This is a genomic window from Parabacteroides sp. AF19-14 (assembly GCF_003635485.1).
Lineage (GTDB): Bacteria > Bacteroidota > Bacteroidia > Bacteroidales > Tannerellaceae > Parabacteroides > Parabacteroides distasonis.
Genome location: NZ_QTMJ01000021.1, coordinates 12767 through 36759 on the forward strand (window position 1 = coordinate 12767; position 23993 = coordinate 36759).

Here is a 23993-nt window from a genome sequence, read left to right on the forward strand (position 1 = left end):
CGATATTTAGAGTATCCATTAAAACGTAACATTCAAACCAAGAATAAAAGAACGGCTAGCCGGATAATAACGAGTCCTCTCAATACCCATATTATCTAATCCTACCATATCAACCTCCGGGTCGATGCCCTTATAGCCAGTGATCGTAAACAAGTTCTGACCAGTCAAGTACAAACGTAAGTTTTGCATGAAACCTAATTTCTTCACCGGTACATTATAACCCAATGTGATATTGTCCAACTTCACAAAAGAACCATCCTCCAAATAATAACTAGAGGCTTGAGCCGCATCTTGCAACGGGATATCCATTACCGAAGCCAACATATTCTTCTCCTTTCCAGCCACATTCCGATTCTCCAATGCCATACGGCTTACATTATATACATCATTGCCTACGACAGCACGGAATGTAAACGATAAATCGAAGTCACGATATTTAAACTCGTTAGTCCATCCTGCTATAAAATCAGGTTGCGCATTACCTACGATCTCACGATCCTCATTATATGTAAAGTCACCACTACCATCAACATCCTTGAATTTCCATTTACCATCTTCCGTAAATCCCTCGAATACCGGCAAATAAAAATCACCGACCTTGCCACCCGGGACCAAACGAATCAATGGAGTCGAGTTCATACCTCCTAAATCACCATCCGACAAATAACCGGTCTCAATCCAGTCTGTTTGGAAAGTCTCATTACTTAATTTGTCCAATTTATTCGTATTGAATGAGAAGTTAATAGAACTAGTCCACGAGAAGTTTTTACTCTGCACTGGGGTTCCGGAAACAGAGAATTCCAGACCTTTACTTGTAGCATCACCCACATTCGCCAACATAGAAGAATATTGGTAAGGAGGAGTCGGGACCTTATATTTATACAACAAATCTGAAACCTTACGGGTATATAAATCAACGGTCACGTTCAAGCGGTTATTCAACGCTGCAAAATCAACACCTAGATTCCATTCGCCTTTCCGCTCCCATTTCAAATCCGGATTCTGGTTCTGTGTCGGCCCATAAGCATTGATCCATTGTTTAGAAGAATGATCATAAAAACGGCCTACCACTCCCATCATTGGCAAAGACAAATAATTATCTGAAGGCATATTTCCTGTCACGCCATATCCCAAGCGCAATTTCAAATCGTTAATCCAGCTAGCGCTTTCCATAAAAGCCTCATTACCGATAGACCAACCGACACTTACCGCAGGGAAAGTTCCCCATTTATAATCCGCACCTAAACGAGTAGAACCCTCACGTCGTACAGACGCTGATAACAAGTAACGATTTCCCCAGTTATAATTTACACGGCCGAAGAACGAAACCAAATTATCTTGAGAAACCGAACCATCCATCATGCTTTGGCTAGGGTTATTAATCAAGTTACTACCCGCACCCAAATTATAGTAAGAATATACATCCGAATCAAAATTCGAGTTGTTCATGCTAAATGACTCCCGATAGTTATGCTCATAGGTATACCCACCTAATACCACCAAATGATGTTCTCCAAAAGATTTTACATAGTCGATCGTCGTCTCCAGTGTTTTATTAAAACGAGTATTAAAACTCCGAGACGCTGACCCGAAACTAGAAGTGTTAAATACCTCTCGTGAGGTATAAGTACCTTTATTTATATCAGAGTATTTCAATGAGCCAAAAACTTGCGCACGAAGTCCTTCCAAAATATTCCAAGTTACACGAGCAGACCCTTGGAAAAGTCCGCCTTTTGTACGACGGTCACGCTGCATAATATAAGCCACCGGATTTGAATATCCTTGAATATCCAGCGCATAATACCCTCCGGCATCTATCGTTCCCGTCTCGTCGTATACGGGTGCCGTAGGATTATAATAATACGCATGCTTAAAAGCGGAATAATCATCATAGCTGGAATTCTCACCTTCCCGGTCAAAACGACGATAAGTAGCGTCGTATGCTATTTGAATCTTTTTATCGAATAAATTCTGATTAGCGGAAAAACGAGCGATCATCTCATTGAACCCAGACTTAAGAGCGATACCTTGGTTATTTCGATAAGATACAGAAGCCCGGTAATTAAAATCGGTCGTACCTCCTGTCAATGCCAAGTTATGCGAATGAGAGAACGGAGTTCGGGTAATCTCATCCATCCAATTCGTATCATATCCCCGGTCGTTTCCCCCATTTGCCAAAAACTGGTCACGATCCATGACTTCCAATTGATTGGCTATGGAAGAGATAGACATATATCCATTGTAGGTAACGCTCATCTTCCCGGCAGAACCTCGTTTTGTCGTAACCAAGATAACGCCATTCGTTCCACGGGTTCCATATATCGCCGCCGCTGAACCATCCTTCAATACATCGATACTTTCAATATCATCTTGTGGGATAGCGGATAAATCCCCTTGAGGAATACCATCAATGACGATCAACGGAGAAGTATTACCGGTTAAGGATGAAGTTCCGCGTAATTGGAACTTATACTCTCCATTCGGGTCGCCGGCATTTGGTTTGGATATATTCAAACCTGCCACTTTACCTTGCAACATTCCCATTGGGTCAGACTGTACGCCCTTGATCAAGTCTCCCTCTTTCAAGCCTGCTACAGAGCCGGTCAATTCTTTCTTTTTCTGAGAGCCATATCCCACGGCTACCACTTCTTGAAGTCCGATACTTTCTTCCTCCAAGCTCACATTTATCGTGTTCTTTCCATTTACCGGAATCTCTGCGGTCTTATATCCAATATAAGAAACGATCAATACGGCATTTGATGATACATTCGAGATCTGATACATACCGCTTATATCAGAAATCGTACCGTTAGTCGTTCCTTTCACCGCTACATTGGCGCCAATGATCGGTTCGCCTGTCATAGATTCCTTTACAACTCCTTTTACTGTAATCGTTTGCGCCATCATGGGAAAGAATAACGCCAAACTAACGATCAAAAACAGGACCTTTCGAAGCCATACTTTCTTTTTTTGATTTTCCATAACTCATTCATTTAAAGTTGACATTGTTTTTACAAAAAACGACCGGAGATCTCAATGTGCTGTAATTCAATTCGTATGGTAATGGTTATATATAATAGAGTATTAAAATCCACCGGTCGTTGTTTTTAAGCATTCAATCGCATTAAACTTTCGGGAATTGCCACGGGCTTCTATAGCTCCGCTTCAAATACGCGTCCGCTTTCGGATTATCCACAAACTTACGAGCTTGCGGATCATACACAACACGAGTTCCCGTCAAATATGAGATATTGGCCATATGCGCCAGGATCGTCGCGAAAGCCCCTTTCTCGATCGGGCTGTTCGTCTCAATCGATTTATTCAATATACACTTACACCAATTCGTCGCATGCGCCTCAACACCGCCATCCTCGAACTTCCCGACAAGCTGGGAACGGTCAGTTAACAACTCACCCTCCCGGTTCTTCTCTGGAATCAATTCATAGCCTTCTCGATTACATACCAAGGTGGCTTTACTTCCTACCCAAGCTACTCCTTGATTCCGATTATACAGGTGAGCAACCTGTTGTGCCCACTCTATATGGAAATTCTTATATTGGAAAATCGTTGTCTGGCAGCTGGGAGTCTCATTGAAAGAGGTAGGATCTTTATAAGCCGTAGAGAATACCGCCTCCGGATATTCACGGTCACACAATCCTAACGCTTTCAATCCATCGAACGCAGAGTCTATCCAATGCACTCCCCAGTCGGTTTGCTGGCCGCCTCCATAATCCCAAAAGCCGCGCCATCCACGGAAACGATAATTATTAAATGGGCGCTCGGGAGCCGGACCCAACCACATATTGTAATCCAATGTAGAAGGAACCGGAGAATCCGCAACTGCCGGACGTGGATCCGTCGATTGGCAAAGCCATATCTGAACTTTATAAACATCCCCCAACACACCGGATTTCAATATCTCATTAGCCGCCAAGAAATAGCGTTGGCTGGTCTGCCATAAGCCTGTTGTCACCACCCCTTTATATTTCTTTTGGAAATCCATCATCGAATGGCATTCCGGAATCGAATTAGCAACCGGCTTTTCCACATAGATCGCCTTGCCCGCTTTTAATGCCTCTGCGAAGATGTAGGCATGCCAATGGTCCGGTGTTGCGATAATGACCCCGTCGATATCCTTATTTGCCAAGACTTCCCGGAAGTCACTATATGCCTTGATCGAGGTCGTTTGATTCGGAAAGTCTTTTTTGAAACGTGCGATCTGCTCATCAAGTCTCACTTTGTTCACGTCGCACATGCCCACACAATGTACCCACGGATTATCAGTCAAAGCACCTTGCAAATCTCGGCATCCCATGCCGACACCTATTACTGCGATATTCACCCGCCCTTTTATAGTCTCTTCCTTATGAGAGACGGTAGGAGCTGCCGATGCCAAAAGAGGTGAAATACCTAAGCCGGCGGCCAACATCGTCGAGTTCTTTAAAAAATTCCTACGTGTAGTCATAAATCATTTTTTTAAGGTTATACAATCTATAAATTTCGAATCCATATATTACGGAAAGCCACTTCCACTCCATGATCCTGTAAGCTTAATGGCAGACGGCCATGCGCTACATATTTAGGTAAACCGGTATATGGGGTCGTTCCTTTCAGTATATAATTATTCTGTACCACGACTCCGTTCAATACCACAGTGATCATAGCGGGAGATTCCAATTCGTCGTTTGTCCCGAAACGGGGAGCTTTCCAATAAATATCATAAACCTGCCACTCATTTGTCTTCGTGAAAGCATTTACCAACGGTGCGCTTTGCTTATAAATACTGCCGACCCAGCCATTCACATACGTAGGATTATCCTCACAATCCAAAACCTGCACCTCATAACGGCTTTGTAACATAATGCCACTATTTCCTTTCATCTGTAATGTATTATCCTTTCCCGGTGTAGGGGTCTTGAACTCGATATGTAACTGGCAATCTCCAAAATAATCTTTTGTCCGGATCGATCCGGTCCCGGAAGCCACAATCATCGCCCCATCCTTTACGGTCCATTTAGCGGGACCTCCATCTTTTCCCGCAGATTCCCACATAGAAAGATCTTTTCCATCAAACAGGATGATCGCATCGGAAGGAGCACCAGTTCCGACACCCGGCTTTACCTTAGGAGGAACCGGATAATACCATTCAGTACTCTCAGGTTTCCATCTTTCCGGTGGTCTTTGTTGTTGATTACTTTGTTGGGCACTCATAAAAAACGCTCCACATAAAAGACTGATAAGAACAATCATTTTTTTCATGCTACATAGTATTAAATTAATGTTTCTGTTTTCGCTCTATGAACAAGCAGTAGCAAATGTATCACGGATATGAAGAATCCTCTTTTTCTATTTTATCAAAATCGTTTCCGATTGTCGCATAATACAAGTTCCAGCCTGTCCCCCCCCGGTCATTGAGAAAATCGTATCAAGAATGAGACAATTTTACATGGCGAAGTAAGCCATACCCTTCCGTCATATTCCGTCTTCTCTCCCGGATTTCTTCCAAGGTTTGTAAATTCCCGATAGAAGGCATCTCATTTTGTCTAGCGTTATCCAAGAATTTCCACGCATACTCGGAAGCGATAGCGGAATCGCGCATCAGTGGTAGGCGGGAATGAAAAACTCCGGTCCGTACGGAATCCGCGAACAAATCACATAGCGTACTTATATTTTTCCCTCCATAGGGCTTCTCGATCCGGTGTGTTTCATTAACACCTCTCAACTCCACGACCGCAGTCTTAAAATCATGACTCATCCGGGCGATTCCTTTCGTTCCTATTACATCTATGTAAGAGTTATGCGTTTGGTCTTTCGATAATTGTCCATACACATGCCCTTGTGTTATATCAAATACCACCCCGTTCTCAAATGTCCCATGACATTGCAACCACCAAGGTTCGGGATAATCCCACATCCGGATCGCCTGCGCATGCCATGTCTTATACTCGCATCCGGCATACCACCGGGAAATGTCCACATAATGCATTCCGCAATCATGAAAAGACGGACCTTCATACTCATGACCTTCACCCGGAGCCAACCCCGGAGTCATATGGCAAATGCGAATGATCGCCAAATCTCCGATCTCTCCTCTCCGGATAAATTCTTTAATCGTATTATGGTACCAAGAATTACGCAAATACAAATTAACGGTCGAGAACAAACTTGAGTTTTCCACGCATTTCACGACCTCCCATTCATGCTCGATCGTATCTGCGACCGGTTTCTCTGAGATGACATGTTTGCCAAATGCCATTGCCTTCTTAATTTGCCTCAACCGGGAATCCGCCAATGTAAATAAACCGACCACTTGTACTTCCGGGTCCTCGAATACAACTTGCTCATCCGCTACGATTCGGGATGTCGGCGACTTCCTCCTTGCCAAATCTCGTGCCTCTGGGTCCGTATCGCAGATGTAAAGTACCTCCCATTGATCGCTCTTCCGCATCTCCTCCAAATAAAATCCACCCATGCGACCAAAGCCTATTATACCTACTTTTACTTTTTGATTCATATTCTATCTTTTAAAGATTCACACTGTTTTTGCCAAAATTAAAGCCCCTTGAGTCAAACAGTATTGCACTTTTCTCTCAAAATTATTACCTATCGTCTCAACAAACAGTCTTACAAGGAACGGCTTTTAAAGCCAAAAACCGAAGTCTGGACATTGAAACAAAATGAAAAACAATGATACGATACTGCTATGGAAAGTCTAGGAAAAGGCTTTATATTGCGCATGAAATACAAGGGAGATCTATGAAAAAAAACTTGATGAATTATTTATACGTCCTATTATTTGTAGTAACCGCAATAGAAGTCAACGCCCGGTCATACTACTTTAAATCCTATGAGGTAGAAGATGGATTAAGCAATAATAACGTGACATGTTGTGTCCAAGATCATTATGGCTTTATGTGGTTTGGAACACGGGACGGGCTCAATCGATTTGACGGGAACAAATTCCATATCATAAAAAATCAAACCAAACAGAGAGGAACTTTAATAAGTAGCTGGATTACCGACTTGGCGATAAGCCCTTCCGGTGAACTCTGGGTGGGTACTAATATGGGAGTACAAAAATACGATTACCAAACCGATACTTTTTCCTTGATAAAGTTCACGAAAGGAATCGGCTGTACCTATCTGGAATTTGATCACCGAGGGAATCTGTGGATGCTGTTATCCGGCTTTTCCCTTATTAAATATAATGAGCAATCCGAGCTACACCAAAACTACCTGTATAAGGATAGTGATCCGATCACCTCTTTCTATATCACCCCCCAAGATCAGATATGGGCCACCACGCTAAACGGTAATGTCGTTCTCTTAGACCCGACCGATAACAAATTCATCCCTCTAAATATCCATAACGGTAGTGACACCCTACATATAGATAATATGACGACTCTATGGGCATCCCCGTCCGATAATACATTACTGATAGGTACAAGCGATAACGGAGTCAAACAAGTCAATATACAAACAGGTGTTTGCCGAAATGTTCTTACCCGGCAAAAGAACAGCCCCCTCTATACCCGGGATATTTTCCAAGTGACAAACGACGAGGTATGGATCGCCACCTACAACGGTATCTATATCTACCAAATCCCCTCAAACAAGACCTTTCACATTGAGCAAGACAAATGCGATCCATATTCACTATCCAACAACGCTACCAAACAGTTTTGCAAGGACCGGGAAGGTGGCTTATGGATCTGTACGGATAATGGGGGCATTAATTACCTTCCTCCTTATCTCAAATTCAAGAAAGACTACAATATACCCGGGAAAAAAACAATTAACGGTGATATTATCCATGATATTTGCCAAGACGCTAACCATAATATATGGATAGGAACCGAAGACGCTGGTCTCAATAAACTCGACATCCGTACGCAAACCTATAAGAACTTCCAAGATAAAGACGGTCTTTCCCAAAGCTGTATCCACGGGCTTACCGTGATTGGAGACTATCTATGGATCGGGACACACGCTAACGGGGTAGACGTGATGGATATCCGTACGGAGAAAATCATCAAGCATTATACGATCGCCCCGAATCCTTACGCCTCCCAAAACGATATCATCGTATATCTCTATAAAACCCGGAAAAATAACTTGCTCATAGCTACGGCATCCGGCATGTATCAATATAATCCGGAGAAAGATATTTTCGAGCCTCTCGATCAATTCCCCGGTAATTGCAGGATACAAACGATCTTCGAGGATCACGAAGGGGTTATATGGGCCGGAACATTCAATACCGGATTATATTATTTCGACCCAATCCGGCAAAAACACGGCGAATTTAAATTGGATTCCATAAACACGAACGCCAACCGGACGATCAATCACATCCATGAGGATACTAAAAACAATCTATGGTTCGCTACCGGAAACGGAGTGAAAATGTACGACCGGAATTTAAAGAGTACGACAAGATACACGACTCAAGACGGCCTACCCAGTAACGTCATTTACCGGATCGAGGAAGACCCTAAAGGCCACATGTGGATCAGTACCACAAATGGCCTAGCCGTACTTAACCCGGTCAATCAAGAGATCAAGGTGTTCAAAAAAGAACATGGGCTCCTGTCCAATCAATTCAACTATAACTCTTCTTTAAAAGCTAAAGACGGCAAACTATATTTCGGGACCTTGAAAGGCTTGGTCTGGTTCCACCCCGATAATATCCAACAGTTCTCTATTCAACCGAAGATTTATATGACACAAATCAATTATTCGGACCCCGACCATAATCTATTGAGGCAAAAAGACATAACTTTTAAAAAAGGGATCACCTTAGAACATAATCAGTCCACATTCTACATCGACTACACATCATTAAGCTACCAAGCTCCCAACCTCACCCAATACGCCTATTGCATGGAAGGGTTAAGTTCCAAATGGTATCATGTGGTGGGCGAGAACCGGGTTTATTTCACAAAACTACCGCCCGGTAATTATACGTTCAAGGTGAAGGCGGCGAACCTGTCCGGTATTTGGAATGATGAGCCGGCGATGTTCCAGATTACGATCCTTCCCCCATGGTGGCTCTCTACCAAGGCGTTAATCCTATATGGGATTATCGCTATCGGATGCGTAGTGTTGCTGATCTTTATCATTTCCCGGCATAATAAGGCCAATATACAGCAGAAAATACAGGAGTTCGAGAATGAAAAGGAGAAGGAGCTTTATCAAGCTAAGATTGATTTCTTCATCAATATCGCTCATGAGATACGTACGCCCCTAACTTTAATTAAAAGTCCTCTGGAGAAAGTAACACGGGACATCAAGCTATCTCCCAGCGCAAAGAATTATCTGACAATTGTGGATAAAAACGCAAACCGGCTACTGGATCTGGTGAATCAACTACTGGATTTCAGGAAGACGGAAATCGAGGGATATAAACTAAACTTCATACATACGGACATCATTGCATTGATGCAAGAGACCTTTGAGCGTTTCCACGACACGGCGGAGCAGGAGGCATTGCAAATGATTATCGAGTGTAACGTGAAATCTTTCTACGCCTTTATCGATAAGGAAGCTTGCACGAAGATACTCAGCAACCTCCTATCGAACGCTATTAAATACGCAAGAAGCAAGATCATCGTTCGGTTCGAGGCGCAAGATGGCGAGCGATTCACGATCGATATCATGAACGATGGAAAGCCCATCTCGGAGGAGATAAAAGAAAAGATCTTCGAGCCTTTCTACCGGGATGACTCCTCTATCCATAAATCCGGGACCGGGCTCGGACTACCCTTGGCCCGTTCTTTAGCGGAGATGCACGAGGGATCGTTGACGTTGGAGGAATCTCCGGCCGGGCTTATCATCTTTAGATTACGTTTGCCGGTGAACCAACCGAACTCATTAAAACTAGAGGAAGAGAAAGCAGAGGTCCTGACCAACCCTGCCAGCGAGCGGAAATATGTCACCCAAGAATCCCGCCCGACGGTTCTCGTGGTGGAAGATAACACCGAAATGCTCCATTTCATCGGTCAAGAGATCAATGTCCATTACAATGTTGTCACCGCCGGTAATGGCGAGGAGGCGATTGCCCGTCTTCAGGAATATGGCATCCAATTAATCATCAGCGATATCATGATGCCTGTCATGGATGGTTTCACCTTATTGAAAAAGATAAAGACTAATCTGGAGTTCAGCCATATCCCGATCATCCTCTTGACGGCTAAGAACACCTTACAATCTCGCATGGAAGGGCTTGAGCTGGGGGCGGACGCTTACATCGACAAACCTTTCTCCATGGATCTATTGCTTACCCAAGTGACGAACCTGCTGAACAACCGGAGCAATATGCGTGCCTATTATTTCAACTCGCCGATTGCCAATATCAAATCCATGGCTTACACGAAGGCGGACGAGAAGTTCTTGAAGAAACTGAACGATATCATCGACAGCCATATAAACGACGTGAACCTAGACGTGGACATGATAGCGGACTTGATGAATCTAAGCCGTCCGACCCTTTACCGTAAAATCAACGGCCTATCGAACGTAACGCCCAACGAGTTGATCAAGATCAGCCGGCTAAAGAAAGCCGCCGAGTTGATCCTTCAAGGCGATATGAGAATTTACGAGATCGCCGAGGCGGTTGGTTTCAACTCGCAATCCTATTTCAGCCGGGCCTTCTCCAAGCAATTCAACATGAGCCCCTCGCAATACGCGAAAGAAAATAATATCGAATTGAAATAGCCCGCTAGGAAGAATAGGTCTGGAACCAGCGGGTTACCTTCTCGCTATACGTCTTGGAGATCGGGATATCGGGTACTTTCTCGATCCCCAGCTCCAAATAAACGCCCTCCTTCTCCCTGCGGATCACCTTCACTTGGTCGAAATTTACCATGAAAGAACGATGGCAACGGAGCACATTCGTATCAGCGAGGCTTTCCTCGATCGCCTTCAAGGAGTTGCGAAGCATAAACTTCGTGAGCTGCCCCTTATTCAGATACCAGATACAAACGTAATTATCCGCCGATTCAAGGTACAGCAGGTTACTTCGCTTCACGGAAAGGCGCAACTCGTTCTTCTCGTCATAGAAAGAGAAAACGCTTTGCCGAACCGCCGCTTCCGTCTGGTTCTCCTCCAACAATCGCAATTGTCGCTCTTTCTCTTTATAAGAGAAATACAGGTGCAGCACGGAATAAGGGAGCAATAAAACCAGACTGGTATTCACCGCCGAATCGTTAAAAACTTCCATATATTCTCGTTCCGGATTCAGTACCAACGTATAAATCGTATAGAAAAGCGACATGAAGAATATCTCCAGCACGATCCAGATCGCATAGGTCCGGACCGTGATAGCATGCCGCTTCCCCCAATGGAACAGAATAATACGGCTCAAGACAACCACCAATACTCCCGTCAAGATAATCAAGCTGGAGAATACGAAGAACTTAAACTCCGAGACCTTGTACCAAGAGGTGGAGCTAAACGGCTTGTAGATGTTGATAAACACCAACGCAAACAAGGCCGTCCACAAAATCAGCCTCACGATATTCTGTTTACCGTATATGTAACTTGGTATTTTTTGATCCCACATTCCCATCTTTTTGCCTCTATTTTGGAACAAATGTAATCATTTTCCCAGACGAAATTCACCCCTCTATAAAAGATTTCACCCCTAAATAACACTTTATGTCCCCAACAAAGCCCGTTTAAACCATTTATTTTGAAGAGATGTTTTTCTATTGTTTGTTTGCAGTAAAAAATCAGAGGATTATGGATATTTCACTTCGTACTAAGCAACTGAACAGTCTTTTCTCTTATGACAAAAAGACTGAATTGGAAGAGAGCCATCTGGAGATCATCCCGTTTCGCTTCACCCAGACCCGTGGCGCCAGCGAGATCGACGAGTTCCAGAAGGGACTTACCCCCACCGGATTCTGTCCGATGACCGACGATCGTATCCAAGAGAACAAATCTTTCTCGTATGCCATATTCACGCCCTCGGGACGTAAAAAGAATAATGAGGCGATTATCCTGTTGCATGGCCTGAACGAGCGGACTTGGGAAAAATACCTCACATGGGCGGAATACCTCACCCATACGACCGGTAAGCCGGTCATCCTGTTCCCGATCGCTTTCCATATGAACCGTACCCCGGGATTATGGGCCAATCCCCGTGCGATCCTCCCTTGGGTAAGCAAACGCAAGGAGGAGGTAGCGAACGTGACGAACTCCACCTTCGCCAACGTAGCCCTCAGCAGCCGGCTATCCCAAAACCCGTTACGCTTTTACGCCTCGGGCAGAGAGTCCGTTTATAATATGTGGCAATTGGTTCATGAGATCAAGAACGGCGAGCATCCTTTGTTCAAGGAAGATACGTCCATCAACTTATTCGCTTATTCCATCGGGGCGTTACTCTCGCAGGTCTTGTTATTAGCGAATCCGGACAAGATGTTTACGGACACCCGTTTATTCATGTTTTGCGGTGGCTCCATCTTCAGTGAGATGGATGGCAACGCCCGTGATATCATGGACAAGGAGGCGTTCGCCAAGGTACGCCATTACTTCCGGCATGATTTCTTGGAGAACCGTACGCTTCCCACCTCGTTCAAGAATGATTTTCTGGAGCAAGCCTTTAAGGCCATGGTACGTGAGGATGTGTTACGAGATTACCGGGAGTCGTTCTTCCAACGGGCTTGCGATCGTATTCGGGCGATCTCATTGAAAAAAGATATCGTTATGCCTACTGGCGGGGTGATCAAGGCTTTAGGAAAAGCGTCCGGCAAGATATTGGAAGAGCTGGATTTCCCGTTCGCTTACTCCCATCAAATCCCCTTCCCGACACACTCCCGTATCGATCCGGGCCTGATCAACCAAGCCTTTCATTCCATATTCACGAGGGCGGCGGCGTTTCTCTAAAGGGACATCACCGCATTTAAGGCAAGCTCAACAGACAACGTTGCCAGCCTCTCAGCTGGCAAGCATATTGTCTGTCTTCGGCTATCCCCCTTCACCTCTGTACGTGCCCCATATTTATTTTATGAATACGATGCAAAAGAACAGAGAAATAAGAAGGTCCGCAAATCCGTAACGTTAGTATCCACTAGTCCCCGAATAGTATTTACTTCTTTCATCGATAGAAATTTAATTCCGGCTACCCGACATGAACATATCCTTCGTATATTTGTTGAAAATTAAAATCAAGAAGATATGGGAACAGAGAATACAGGAACAAGCCAACGAGTGCATCACGGGCATAACATCGCCTCCGCCCGTAGGATGAAAGGTTTAGTGCAAAAAACTTTAGCGGATCTATTGGGTATGTCCCAACAACGATTATCCCAAATCGAAAGCACCAAAATCGTAAGCGATGAGATCCTGCAAAAAGTAGCGGAGATCACAGGCGTATCGCTCGAAGATCTGAAAACGATGGAGGAGCCGATGAGTATCTATATTGAGAATAATAGCACCAACACGATTGAAAAAGGGGCGAATGTTGGTAGTGTCAATTCTTCCTATGATGAAAACGATAACGACTTTGAGACAACCTATCACGTTAACCCAATCGACAAAATCACCGAACTCTATGAGCGTCTACTTAAAGCCGATCAAGAAAAGATCAAGGAACTGGAGCAACGCATCGCCGAGTTAGAGGGAAACGCCTCCAAGTCCTAACCTACCAACAACAATATATAAAACATTCTTAGCTTTTAGCCGTCCGTATCCATCGCATGATAAGCGTTTCAGCTAAGGGCTTTCATTATACATCTTATTACCATGGAAGAAAAACTCGATTTCGCGAATGTGCCTTCTCGATACTCATTATGCTTGAACCGCCAGTGCCCGAACGCCGCCACCTGCCTTAGGCAAATAGCGGAGGTAAGCGCTCCAGACGACGTTGAGTGCTGGACTATCATCAGCCCCAAACGCTTGGCAAGCCTCACGGGGGATTGCCCTTACTACCGTTCCAATAAAAAGACCCGTTATGCGATGGGGTTCATAAACATCCTAGATAGTCTTCCCTACAAGCAGATGCAAGAGGTCAGCAAGTATCTGATCTCTCATTTCGGCCAAAGCACTTATTACCGTGCCCGCAAGGGAACCCGTCCGCTCTTACCAACCGAGCAACAATTCGTTCTCGAAACACTAAAAAGATGCAAAGCAGACAGTTCTCAAGAATTCGATGCCTACTATGAGGACTACGACTGGGAGTAATTCATTTTTTCACCGTGATGAAAATGTATTTCCACCGTGATGAAAAAGGTTTTTCACCGTGATGAAAACGTTTTTTCTCCACGGTGAAAAAAGATCTTCATGCAACATCACGTCAAGCCCGATCACCGACACTTTTTTAAGGTTTGACGAACCCGATCGGATTACGAGGTTTATCCGACAGTTTCTTTTGTGTTTGCAATTCCGCCAGAGTCTGGTTGATTAGCTCTAGCTGCATACGGGTATCATCATTTATATCATTATAATCGGCAAAGACTTCTTCAATATATACTTTCAGTTCTTTTACTTCTTGCTGAAGCTCGGTGAATTTATCTGTCGGAGGATTAATAATCATTTGTCGGACGGCAATAAACGCACGGATTATCTGTATGTTGATCTCTATAGCAATGTCACTATTCAACACAGAAGAAAGTTGGGCAACGCCATGCTCCGTAAAAGCGAAAGGCATGTAGCGAGTTCCTCCCCGACTCTTTGAGGTCGCAAATTGCGTCCTCAAAGAAGCATATTCTTCTTTCGTCAGTTCAAACATAAAATCGCAAGGGAAACGTTTTGTATTACGCCTAACAGCTTCTTTAAGTCGCTTTGTCTCGGTTCCGTACATCTCAGCCAAATCAAAATCAAGCATCACCTTCTGGCCCCTGATCTCGTATATCTTACTCTGTATTACCTGTAATTGATCCTGTCTTTTTATCATGTTAATATTCGGTTAAGATTTAATGAAACAAAAAATCGCTAAACAACCTTTATCCAGTTATTTAGCGATCATCCATCGTGGTCCCACTTGGAGTTGTAAAAGTGAATCGTGTTGAATTTGCTTGAATCTCAACATTCAATTCGTGCGTTTGTTATATGACTATATATTAGATGATTAGTAAAACAATGGGCTTTGAATATTTGCGTCTCCCATATCAAGGAGGCGCAAGTAGAAGCAGAAGATGTGGACAAAATGTGGACAGAAATTTTGGTAGGTGGACAAATTTTCGTAAATTTGTACCTGTAATCTAAACCTCTCTCAATATGGCAACTATAACAAGGTCTCTTTCCTCTAAGGTTAATGGCAACGGCGAGTCTGAAATCATGCTCCGCCTGTCAGTGTCGCGCGACTTGCGCCTAAGACTCAAAAGTGGCATCTTCGTTGACCCGTCCCGATTCCGGGATGGCAAATTCGTAATGCCGAGAGCAGACCGCAAGACGCTTGCAAATTTACAAACAATCAGCGATAATCTCGTATCATTGGAGAGTCGATTGGTGTCTCTGTGTGTAAATACTCCTCAGAATCTTTTGTCAAAGGAATTTTTCGAGGATGCAATCATGCGTCATAATCATCCTGAATTGTTCGATACAACGCCTGTCAGCCGTAATTTCTTTGACACATTCAACGAGTATCTTGATACGACACAGGACGGCACCAAGTTATCAAGCCATTATAGGGTATTGGCTCGTTTGCTTGAAAGGTATGAGAAGTATAAGCAGAAATCGACGCGTCAGAAATTCACTCTTAAACTTGAAGAGTTCACCGGCGAAATGGTAGATGCGTTCAAGCAGTTTGTGATTGATGAGCCAAAGATATATGAGAAATATCCCTCCATATATAAGGATGTTTCGGAAGTCGTGAAATCAAAGCGTAAGCCGCGCAAGCCGGAACAGCGTGGACACAATGCTGTCATAGCAATCATGAAAAGGCTTCGGGCTTTCTTCAACTGGTGTGTCAAACGAGGTTACATTACCCGTACTCCGTTTGCGTCCTGCTCAAGCATAGGTGCTGAGAAATACGGTACGCCTTACTACATCACTATGGAGGAACGAGATATTATTGCCGACTTTGATTTCGCGGGTAAAGCTGCTTTGTCGGTTCAGCGCGACATATTTGTTTTTCAGTGCCTAATCGGTTGTAGAGTATCAGACTTGATTGAAATGACCCCTGACAGCATAATCAATGGAGCCGTGGAATATATGCCTAATAAGACGAAGGGGGAACGCCCCGAGGTTATTCGCGTCCCCTTGAATACACGAGCATTGGCATTAGTGGAGAAGTACAAGGGAGTCGATAAAAAGGGAAGACTATTCCCATATATCAGCACCCAGAAATACAATGACGCAATCAAGAGCATTTTTACGGCTTGTGGCATAACACGCATTGTTACGGTGCTTAATCCCAAAACCGGAGAGGAGGAACGTCGTCCGATAAATGAAATAGCCAGCAGCCACATGGCGCGTCGTACATTTGTCGGCAATCTCTACAAGAAGGTCAAGGATCCCAGTCTTGTGGGTGCATTGTCCGGGCATAAGGAGGGAAGCAAGGCTTTCGCCCGCTACCGCGAGATTGACGAAGACATCAAAAAAGAACTTGTCGAACTGTTGGATTAGTCTGATTTGCCATATTTTATATCCTCAGTATCAGAATATTTTTGTAATTTTGTAATCAATATTACGACAGTAGAGTAAATTCATGAGCAAACTGATTAAGACCGATGCCGAATACTCCCGGTGGATACAGGAGCTAAAAGAAAGATACCGCCGTAGCCAGATTAAGGCCGCGACGCAGGTGAACCGGGAGATGCTGCGCTTCTACTGGTCGCTCGGTCGTGACATTGTGGCTCGTGATGCTGAGAATGTCTATGGTAGCGGATTCTATCGAAATCTCAGTCAGGATTTGAAGGCTGCCATACCGGAAGCCGAGGGTTTTTCTCGGCAGAACCTGCAATACATGAAGAAGATGTATCTTCTTTATGGTGAACTGACTACAAATTGCCAACAAGCTGTTGGCAATTCTGAAGCTGAGATGTGCCAACAAGCTGTTGGCATATCTCAGGGCATTAATGACGATATTATCTTTTCTGTTCCATGGGGGCATCATTGCACCCTGATAGATAAGTATTTTGAGACTGGAGAACGAGAAACAGCATTATTCTACGCACATAAAGTGGTTGAAGGGGGTTGGTCACGTAATGTGTTGAAATCATTTATCGACACGAGTCTGCATCTGCGTCAAGGAAAAGCATTGACAAGTTTCTCCCGCTTGTTGCCCGCTCCCGACAGCGATCTTGCACAGGAACTGACAAAAGACCCATATATTTTCGACTTTACCGAAATGACCGAGCCATACAAAGAACGCGAACTAAAGAAAGCTTTGATGGCGAATATATCCCGCTTTCTTCTTGAACTCGGTTCCGGATTTGCTTATGTCGGAGAAGAGTATCGTCTTAAAGTCGGGCATACAGAGCAATTCATTGATTTACTGTTTTATAATGTGAAATTACACGCCTATTGTGTTATTGAGGTCAAGACAGGTACATTCGGTGCCGGCGACATTGGTCAACTCGGAACATACATGACGGCGGTAAATCACATCCTTAAAACAGAGCAGGACAATCCCACTATCGGACTTCTGATATGCAAGGATAAAGACAATGTGCTTGCCCAGTATGCCCTTGAATCATCATCGCAACCTATCGGTGTCGCGGAGTTCCAACTGACAAAGTTTATCCCCGACGAGTTCAAGAGTTCCCTGCCATCAATAGAGGAGATCGAATTAGAACTGAAATAACCTGCATTTTCTGCATTATCCGCATTTTCAGATGAAAACAACAAACGATTTCTTCATACCTGATAATGAGGTCAAGCTCCCGGAGGAGCTTGATTACAGCCGGGTGGATGAATATATCCGCTCGGCAGAGGCGTTTTCTCGCTCCACATATCAGAGCGTCTATATCATCGACTATTTCAAGCAGAATTTCCTGTATGTGTCGCCCAATCCGATGTTCCTATGCGGATTGACACCCGAGCAGATGATGAAACTGGGCTATCGTTTCTATCTGGAATATGTGCCAGAAGATGAACAGCAGTTTTTAATTGATCTGAACGAGGCAGGATTTTCATTTCACAATACAATTCCGGTCGAAGAACGCAAGGACTGGTATATCTCATACGACTTTAACATACTTAACGGAGGCAGGAAGATTCTCGTTAATCATAAACTCACCCCTCTTGTATTGACTTCCGATGGTCGTATATGGCTTGCGCTTTGCGTGGTATCGGCATCTACCCACACATCGCCCGGTCATGTTGAGATGCACCGTGTCGGCACTCCGGATTATTTTGAATACAACCGAAACACACGACGATGGGACAAGCGGCAGATGCCGACTCTTACCGATGGTGAGAAGGCGGTGCTCACTCTGTCGATTCAGGGCTACACCATGTCGGAGATTGCCGACCGTATATGCCTGTCGCCAGACACCATCAAGAAATACCGTCAGCGCATATTTGAGAAACTTGATGTACGCAATATATCCGAAGCCATCGTTGCGGCTACAAATAACAAGCTACTCTAAATTCTTACACAGATAGAAACGAGGGAAGTGTTTAACCTCGCGCCCGACGGCTATGTTGGCTGCTATCCGTGCGCATATATGGGCTGCAGTTTTAAGTGCCGCACTGCTCGTTACGCCGTTTCTGATGTCGGATAATGAATCTCGCAACCACTCGCAACCAGCTACATTCCAGAAAGCACAGTACCCGGCCATATATGTTGCCGCCCATTGCCGGAGGTCAGGCTTGCATAACATATCCCGTTCATCATCGGGCATAACTATAATCGCTCCGGCTCCATTTACGAAATCGAATGGCAGTATCAAAGGTATGTCTGTTACCTTTGACATACAAGAACTTCCTTCGTTGACATTCTCGGCGATAACATCGAAATTGTTTATCGCTGACTGTTTATCAGAGGAAAATATTATTTGAATGGACTCAAAGCCCAACTGTTGAAGTTCGGCCTTGATGCTGTCAATAAATTCTGTCGCTCCAACGACTGCAATTCGACAGTCTGCTATCCGGCGTCTTTCTTCGCTTGTCATATTCATTATCAATTTTACACTGCAAAATTAGGACTATCCCCTCTGCTTTGCCATACCCAAAAGTGTATGTTTTCATCTCCAAACGCATTTGTACACTTTTGGGTATGGCAAGGAACTTTCAGAGGATGTAATTTTGCGTCAGAAAACTTTAATTGATACAGTTATGAAGACAATACTATTTGTAATAGCAATGGGCGTGATGTTAAATTTGATATCATGCGCTACCCCTTCCGGGGAATCATCCGACAATAACACCGCTGATACCCTCACGATGGAGGAACTTGAAGAAAATTTTGATTCTTGCCAGCTCGGGAATACACTTGATTCAATCGCTCATATAGAGAAATAAATCAATCATACCCAAATGGGTACGTTTTCACCCCGAGATGCAATCATACCCTTTTGGGTATGGCAGGGAATTTATAACGGCTGTAATTTTGCATCAGAAATCAAAACAACTCGAATATGAAAACAATACTCTCTTTAATTCTTGCTGTATTAGCCACAGCAACAACAATGGCTCAGAGTATTACCGGCAAAGTCGTGGACGAAACCAACTCGCCTCTTGATTTTGTGAATGTGGTTCTTCTGAAAGCCGACTCTACCTATATAGCAGGTACCGTTACTGATGAAAATGGTGTTTTCCTGTTCAATGAGAAACTGGATAACCCCAAATACGTAAAGGTGTCATCTATTGGTTACACTAATCAGACCCTCAATATCCCTCCGACAGGAGACCTTGGCATCATAATCCTTAACCCTGAAAGTGTGATGCTCGGGGAAGTGGTAGTAAAATCCAACCGTCCTGTTACCGCTATCAAAGGTGATGCTCTTGTTACCAATGTGGCAGGGTCGCAACTTGAACACGCCGGTACTGCCAATGATGTACTTACACAAGCTCCTATGGTGCTTGGTCGCGACGGCAATTTTGAAGTATTCGGCAAAGGCTCTCCGGCTATTTATATAAATGGTCGAGAGGTGCAGGACCTTACCCAACTATCACAATTAAACTCGGCTGACATAAAAAATGTGGAAGTCATAACCAATCCTGGCGCTAAATACAATGCTTCTGTAAAATCTGTAATCCGTATCCGTACAAAACGCCCGCAGGGAGATGGCTTCAGTGGAACACTCCGAGCACAAGGAGTGATGCAGAAATATTTCCGCACAGTAGATCAGGCTAATTTCAAATTCCGAACCGGGGGAATGGAATTATTCGGTAATTTCGGATATATCGGAGGAAAATTCCAAAGCAGCAACAGGGTTGATATGTTGACTCAATCATCAACAGTGTGGAATCAGTTCCTGACACAAGACGGTTCCATGAGAACAAATGAATTCTTCGGGAAAGCAGGATTTTCGTATATGTTCAATGACAGCCATTCGATAGGTGCTTATTACTCTAATGGATTCACAAAGCAAAAATCTGAACATACAGGAATAAGCAGGGTATTGGCTGATGGACAGCCATACGACAATATCACAATGTATGGCAGCAGTAACAACAATACTCTGCCCAAACATCACGCCAATCTATACTATAATGGAGAGATCGGCAAGTTCGGTATTGACTTTAACATGGATTATATGTGGCGAAAAAGCAGAAACTCCATGTTTAACGATGAAACAAGCGACACTCAGGATAATTCGCTTGTAAACTCTCTTGGAGTTAACAGAAGTCGTATGCTGGCTGAAAAACTTGTATTCAGCTATCCTTTTTGGAAAGGTGGTATTGAGTTCGGAGAAGAATACACATCATCGCGTTTCTCATCTGATTACAATACCGACGCCTCTTTGGTAGGCGATGCTTCTTCAAGAGTTGACGAGAACAATATTGCCGGATTTGTGGAAATCGGTCAGACTTTCGGGCAATTCAATTTAGGCGTTGGATTGCGTTATGAACATATAAAATTTGAATATCTTGAAAACGGACAGAGAAAGGAAGATCAAAGCAAGACCTATAATAATCTGTTTCCTTCGCTTTCACTGTCAACCATGATAAAAAACGTGCAGCTGTCAATGAGTTATACCCATAAAACACAACGACCAAACTATGCAGACCTTGACGGCACAGTGGATTATATCAACCGTTTCACCCTTGAAGGTGGCAATCCGTACCTAAAGCCGGAAAAGATACATTCTGTCGAGCTTATGGGAGCATGGCGCCAGTTCTTCGGACAGATAACATATACCTATAAGAAGGATCCTATAATGAACACGACATATCCCTATGCTGATGATGCCGAGGTCAAACTTATAACTATGGCTAATTTCCCCAAGATACAGAATCTTCAGGCGTTTGTCGGCGCACAGTTCAGAGTTGGTATATGGCAGCCTAAAGTAAATGTTGGCGTTATGAAACAGTGGCTTGCCATTGATTATGCCAATAATCGCAAAAGACTTGATAACCCAATAGGACTTGTACAATTCCAAAACGCCATTCATCTTCCCTATGATATTTGGCTGAACGTGGATATGCAGTGGATGAGTGGCGGTAACGATGACAACACTAAACAGACATCATCATCATATCTCAATGCCAAGCTCTATAAGGCGTTCTTCAATAATCAATTCAGCGTAACTTTAGAGGCCAACGACATCTTTAATAAGAGCAACCGTGATGCCATTTTGTTGAATAAGGATGTAACCATACATAAGTTCAATACGACAAATAACCGCACATTCATGCTGACACTGCAATATACCTTTAATTCTTCTCGTGACCGATACAGAGGTCAAGGTGCAGGTGCTAATGAATTAAACCGCTTTTAGAATTATATATGAGAACATTAATAACCACACTAATTCTGATAGCCATAAGTATGGCTACAAATGCAAAGCCTCAATGCCAAGGCTTCAATAATTACGATGACAAGGTGACTATCGTCTTTACAGACGACAATGCCGGAGAGCGATATACTGTTTCCGATGTAAAACTCATTCCAACATGGAGAGGACAAGAGTATCAGGCTACTTCGGTTAAGGCCACCGTAAAGAATGGTGTAGCCACAGTAACACTCGTCTTCCCCCACATCACCCAATTCTCAAATCCGAAAGTAACTCTTCGGATTAACGGAAAGAAAAAATCCTTCAAAGTTTGCCAATAGGGTGATTGACAAACAGAAATACCAACGGTTATCTTCATGCAAGAATACATATAAACAAAGACAGTCAAGTCCTCGGCAGTGATGTCGGGGACTTGAAAAAACGCCACCGAGGTAGGCTTTTGCTTCTCTCGGTGGCGTTGGGTTTAGTGTAGTCTGGGCCCTTGTCGGCGGCGTTTGGCTTTTTGTTCTTCTCGATAACGATGAAGGGCCTCTTCTATGGTAAGTCCGGGATGTCGGCTTAGCCACAGTTTGAAATCATCGGGTAAAGGACTCCCATTGGAGAATCCTTCTTGTGGCTGTTGGGGTCCTGCGGATGAAACATGGGATAACCGAGTTCCATAGTTTTGAGAGCGGGATATGGCTTGTCCGGCTAAGTCCGGATTAGATGAATACACACCCGGAGCCATGTGCTGCGGACTGAATTTTATCCACACGGTGGACACACCGCCCTGACATCCGTCAACTCTTATAGCTTTACCGGCAACGTAATCATTGATCTGTCGCGTCGAAAACCGCACTCCTTTGTATGATGCAATAGGCACAATGGAGCCGTCAGCATACAACCACCGTGACTGAGGATGTAACGGTCTGTTGTTAGCCAGATGCTTGGATATGTTACCCAGACTGAATCGCCGATCAATCTTCGATGCGGCGAAACGCTTGCCTTTTCGGGTGTACCATAGACCCTGCAATTCGTTGCTGCCTCGCTTATATTTGTACTCTATGCCGACACCGGCCGCCTTTAACCGGGCCTCGAATTGCTCGAAAGTATGGACTGACTTTTCGTTCCATACCGCGTCAACGGCGTTGAAAATCTCATATCGTATTTTTTCAGTGCCACGCAGTTTATCGACATTGGTCTGTCGTTTGCTCTCAGAAATGTGCAGCCCGTACTCCTTTGTCAAGTCAAGACAAGCAGCCCTGTTGCGACTGAAATCATTTTTATCAGAAATGGTTTCCGCGTGATTATCTATTCGACTAAACACGATATGACAGTGAGGATAATCCTTGTCGAGATGGCGGACAATGATGTAAGGAGTATCCACGATACCCATTTTCTTCATATATTTTTGGGCTATCTCTACCATTGTCCTGTCGTCAACTTTATCCTTGTCGTTGGCATGGAAGTTCAGAGAAATATGGCCGACTGGATTTTTCAAGCCCGGATTCAATGCGAGATTATCCTCAAAAGAGGCGATAATTCCCTCACGCCCCTCCATAGTTGACACGTCTTTATGGTCGATAAGACGCCATTCTTTGCAAGGCGTGCCGTCGGGATTATCCTTCTTTTTACGGGTGACATAATCGACACATCCGCCGAAACTACCACCTTTTGAAATCTTGCCCATCATACGCTATCGGGTGCATTGCGATAGATTTTTATCAGCGAAAGAACAAAATCCTTGCACTGAATTATCTCTCTATAAGTACGGACAAACTGTTCTTCCGAGGCACCGCCCTTTAGAATGGCACCAACAAATTTAGCCGTGCGGTTGAGATTTTCGGCGATTCCCTGAAGGTCGCGGATTGCCTTGACATCTCTTGGTGTGAGCCTTTCCACGACTTTACAATGCAGTGCCGACTGACGGATATATTCCGAGCGGTTGAGCCCTGCCATGAGAGCCTTGTCGAGCATGATCTGATACTGGTCTATGTCGAATTTCACCGGCACCATGATGGACTTCCGTTCATCAGCCGGGAGCTTTGGACGACCCTTTGAGGGTCTTGAATTTGCTTTTTTCATGTTTCTTTCTGTTTGGATTGTGTGACCATCGGGAGCGGATTGGGAGCGAGTCGTTTGAGGATTACTTGTAATACGAAA

Annotated in this window: 19 protein-coding genes; 10 read left to right on the forward strand and 9 right to left on the reverse strand. The window is 44.1% G+C overall.

Annotated elements, in window-relative coordinates; translation table 11 throughout:
* Positions 1 to 18: 18 nt before the first annotated feature.
* The 4 genes from DWX33_RS17565 to DWX33_RS17580 all read right to left on the reverse strand — a co-directional run bounded on the left by DWX33_RS17565 (position 19) and on the right by DWX33_RS17580 (position 6514).
* Positions 19 to 2982, reverse strand: a complete 2964-nt coding sequence (locus DWX33_RS17565; RefSeq protein WP_022192272.1) for a TonB-dependent receptor — start codon at positions 2980 to 2982, stop codon at positions 19 to 21.
* A gap of 142 nt (positions 2983 to 3124) precedes the next feature.
* Complete coding sequence (locus DWX33_RS17570; protein WP_022192273.1) at positions 3125 to 4465, reverse strand: Gfo/Idh/MocA family oxidoreductase; 1341 nt, start codon at positions 4463 to 4465, stop codon at positions 3125 to 3127.
* Between the two features lie 26 nt (positions 4466 to 4491).
* Positions 4492 to 5259 carry a DUF1080 domain-containing protein gene (locus DWX33_RS17575; protein ID WP_022192274.1) on the reverse strand — a complete coding sequence of 256 codons (768 nt, stop codon included), beginning with the start codon at positions 5257 to 5259 and terminating at the stop codon, positions 4492 to 4494.
* A gap of 166 nt (positions 5260 to 5425) precedes the next feature.
* Positions 5426 to 6514, reverse strand: a complete 1089-nt coding sequence (locus DWX33_RS17580; protein WP_122380763.1) for a Gfo/Idh/MocA family protein — start codon at positions 6512 to 6514, stop codon at positions 5426 to 5428.
* Between the two features lie 257 nt (positions 6515 to 6771).
* On the opposite strand from DWX33_RS17580, the gene DWX33_RS17585 reads away from it, so the two are divergent.
* Positions 6772 to 10719: a hybrid sensor histidine kinase/response regulator transcription factor gene (locus tag DWX33_RS17585; protein WP_122380790.1), complete on the forward strand. Its 3948-nt coding sequence runs from the start codon at positions 6772 to 6774 to the stop codon at positions 10717 to 10719.
* A gap of 4 nt (positions 10720 to 10723) precedes the next feature.
* Here the strand turns inward: DWX33_RS17585 and DWX33_RS17590 are convergent, their stop codons facing one another.
* The gene (locus tag DWX33_RS17590; protein WP_005860837.1) at positions 10724 to 11566 is read right to left on the reverse strand and encodes a LytTR family DNA-binding domain-containing protein; all 843 of its coding nucleotides are present in this window, start codon (positions 11564 to 11566) and stop codon (positions 10724 to 10726) included.
* Positions 11567 to 11745: 179 nt separating this feature from the next.
* On the opposite strand from DWX33_RS17590, the gene DWX33_RS17595 reads away from it, so the two are divergent.
* From DWX33_RS17595 to DWX33_RS17605, 3 genes are all read left to right on the forward strand, one after another.
* Complete coding sequence (locus DWX33_RS17595) at positions 11746 to 12891, forward strand: DUF6051 family protein (protein WP_005860835.1); 1146 nt, start codon at positions 11746 to 11748, stop codon at positions 12889 to 12891.
* Positions 12892 to 13182: 291 nt separating this feature from the next.
* Positions 13183 to 13647, forward strand: coding sequence for a helix-turn-helix domain-containing protein (locus tag DWX33_RS17600; protein WP_005864185.1), 465 nt, complete (start codon positions 13183 to 13185; stop codon positions 13645 to 13647).
* A 102-nt stretch (positions 13648 to 13749) separates the two neighbouring features.
* Positions 13750 to 14187: a DUF6078 family protein gene (locus DWX33_RS17605; RefSeq protein WP_122144693.1), complete on the forward strand. Its 438-nt coding sequence runs from the start codon at positions 13750 to 13752 to the stop codon at positions 14185 to 14187.
* A gap of 136 nt (positions 14188 to 14323) precedes the next feature.
* On the opposite strand, the gene DWX33_RS17610 is transcribed toward DWX33_RS17605, so the two are convergent.
* On the reverse strand, positions 14324 to 14899 hold the full coding sequence (locus DWX33_RS17610) for an ORF6N domain-containing protein (RefSeq protein WP_009018677.1): 576 nt from the start codon (positions 14897 to 14899) through the stop codon (positions 14324 to 14326).
* A 323-nt stretch (positions 14900 to 15222) separates the two neighbouring features.
* On the opposite strand from DWX33_RS17610, the gene DWX33_RS17615 reads away from it, so the two are divergent.
* The 3 genes from DWX33_RS17615 to DWX33_RS17625 all read left to right on the forward strand — a co-directional run bounded on the left by DWX33_RS17615 (position 15223) and on the right by DWX33_RS17625 (position 18539).
* Positions 15223 to 16572: a site-specific integrase gene (locus DWX33_RS17615; RefSeq protein ID WP_122380764.1), complete on the forward strand. Its 1350-nt coding sequence runs from the start codon at positions 15223 to 15225 to the stop codon at positions 16570 to 16572.
* A gap of 82 nt (positions 16573 to 16654) precedes the next feature.
* Positions 16655 to 17752 (forward strand): YhcG family protein, encoded by a 1098-nt coding sequence (locus DWX33_RS17620; protein ID WP_122380765.1) that lies wholly within the window; start codon positions 16655 to 16657, stop codon positions 17750 to 17752.
* 31 nt (positions 17753 to 17783) lie between these two features.
* Complete coding sequence (locus DWX33_RS17625; protein ID WP_122380766.1) at positions 17784 to 18539, forward strand: helix-turn-helix transcriptional regulator; 756 nt, start codon at positions 17784 to 17786, stop codon at positions 18537 to 18539.
* Here the strand turns inward: DWX33_RS17625 and DWX33_RS22315 are convergent.
* A complete protein-coding gene (locus DWX33_RS22315; RefSeq protein ID WP_147425515.1) occupies positions 18531 to 18866 on the reverse strand; it encodes a hypothetical protein in 336 nt (111 codons plus the stop codon). The two genes, DWX33_RS17625 and DWX33_RS22315, sit on opposite strands and share 9 nt — an antisense overlap.
* A 361-nt stretch (positions 18867 to 19227) precedes the next feature.
* On the opposite strand from DWX33_RS22315, the gene DWX33_RS17635 reads away from it, so the two are divergent.
* The 3 genes from DWX33_RS17635 to DWX33_RS17645 all read left to right on the forward strand — a co-directional run bounded on the left by DWX33_RS17635 (position 19228) and on the right by DWX33_RS17645 (position 22171).
* Positions 19228 to 19413, forward strand: coding sequence for a hypothetical protein (locus tag DWX33_RS17635; protein ID WP_147425516.1), 186 nt, complete (start codon positions 19228 to 19230; stop codon positions 19411 to 19413).
* A 116-nt stretch (positions 19414 to 19529) separates the two neighbouring features.
* Complete coding sequence (locus tag DWX33_RS17640; RefSeq protein WP_122380769.1) at positions 19530 to 21836, forward strand: TonB-dependent receptor domain-containing protein; 2307 nt, start codon at positions 19530 to 19532, stop codon at positions 21834 to 21836.
* 50 nt (positions 21837 to 21886) lie between these two features.
* A complete protein-coding gene (locus DWX33_RS17645; RefSeq protein WP_233570205.1) occupies positions 21887 to 22171 on the forward strand; it encodes a hypothetical protein in 285 nt (94 codons plus the stop codon).
* A 143-nt stretch (positions 22172 to 22314) separates the two neighbouring features.
* On the opposite strand, the gene DWX33_RS17650 is transcribed toward DWX33_RS17645, so the two are convergent.
* Entirely contained in the window at positions 22315 to 23523 is a 1209-nt protein-coding gene (locus DWX33_RS17650) for a relaxase/mobilization nuclease domain-containing protein (RefSeq protein WP_122380771.1), read from the reverse strand.
* Positions 23520 to 23915: a hypothetical protein gene (locus DWX33_RS17655; RefSeq protein WP_122380772.1), complete on the reverse strand. Its 396-nt coding sequence runs from the start codon at positions 23913 to 23915 to the stop codon at positions 23520 to 23522. Before DWX33_RS17655 ends, DWX33_RS17650 begins: the two co-directional genes overlap by 4 nt.
* Positions 23916 to 23993 lie beyond the last annotated feature (78 nt).

What these genes read in the sequence shown, in the direction of transcription:
- DWX33_RS17565 (WP_022192272.1), bottom strand. Translation starts at nt 2,982, where the DNA reads ATGGAAAATCAAAAAAAGAAAGTATGGCTTCGAAAGGTCCTGTTTTTG.
- DWX33_RS17570 (WP_022192273.1), bottom strand. Translation starts at nt 4,465, where the DNA reads ATGACTACACGTAGGAATTTTTTAAAGAACTCGACGATGTTGGCCGCC.
- DWX33_RS17575 (WP_022192274.1), bottom strand. Translation starts at nt 5,259, where the DNA reads ATGAAAAAAATGATTGTTCTTATCAGTCTTTTATGTGGAGCGTTTTTT.
- DWX33_RS17580 (WP_122380763.1), bottom strand. Translation starts at nt 6,514, where the DNA reads ATGAATCAAAAAGTAAAAGTAGGTATAATAGGCTTTGGTCGCATGGGT.
- DWX33_RS17585 (WP_122380790.1), top strand. Translation starts at nt 6,772, where the DNA reads ATGAATTATTTATACGTCCTATTATTTGTAGTAACCGCAATAGAAGTC.
- DWX33_RS17590 (WP_005860837.1), bottom strand. Translation starts at nt 11,566, where the DNA reads ATGTGGGATCAAAAAATACCAAGTTACATATACGGTAAACAGAATATC.
- DWX33_RS17595 (WP_005860835.1), top strand. Translation starts at nt 11,746, where the DNA reads ATGGATATTTCACTTCGTACTAAGCAACTGAACAGTCTTTTCTCTTAT.
- DWX33_RS17600 (WP_005864185.1), top strand. Translation starts at nt 13,183, where the DNA reads ATGGGAACAGAGAATACAGGAACAAGCCAACGAGTGCATCACGGGCAT.
- DWX33_RS17605 (WP_122144693.1), top strand. Translation starts at nt 13,750, where the DNA reads ATGGAAGAAAAACTCGATTTCGCGAATGTGCCTTCTCGATACTCATTA.
- DWX33_RS17610 (WP_009018677.1), bottom strand. Translation starts at nt 14,899, where the DNA reads ATGATAAAAAGACAGGATCAATTACAGGTAATACAGAGTAAGATATAC.
- DWX33_RS17615 (WP_122380764.1), top strand. Translation starts at nt 15,223, where the DNA reads ATGGCAACTATAACAAGGTCTCTTTCCTCTAAGGTTAATGGCAACGGC.
- DWX33_RS17620 (WP_122380765.1), top strand. Translation starts at nt 16,655, where the DNA reads ATGAGCAAACTGATTAAGACCGATGCCGAATACTCCCGGTGGATACAG.
- DWX33_RS17625 (WP_122380766.1), top strand. Translation starts at nt 17,784, where the DNA reads ATGAAAACAACAAACGATTTCTTCATACCTGATAATGAGGTCAAGCTC.
- DWX33_RS22315 (WP_147425515.1), bottom strand. Translation starts at nt 18,866, where the DNA reads ATGTCAAAGGTAACAGACATACCTTTGATACTGCCATTCGATTTCGTA.
- DWX33_RS17635 (WP_147425516.1), top strand. Translation starts at nt 19,228, where the DNA reads ATGAAGACAATACTATTTGTAATAGCAATGGGCGTGATGTTAAATTTG.
- DWX33_RS17640 (WP_122380769.1), top strand. Translation starts at nt 19,530, where the DNA reads ATGAAAACAATACTCTCTTTAATTCTTGCTGTATTAGCCACAGCAACA.
- DWX33_RS17645 (WP_233570205.1), top strand. Translation starts at nt 21,887, where the DNA reads ATGGCTACAAATGCAAAGCCTCAATGCCAAGGCTTCAATAATTACGAT.
- DWX33_RS17650 (WP_122380771.1), bottom strand. Translation starts at nt 23,523, where the DNA reads ATGATGGGCAAGATTTCAAAAGGTGGTAGTTTCGGCGGATGTGTCGAT.
- DWX33_RS17655 (WP_122380772.1), bottom strand. Translation starts at nt 23,915, where the DNA reads ATGAAAAAAGCAAATTCAAGACCCTCAAAGGGTCGTCCAAAGCTCCCG.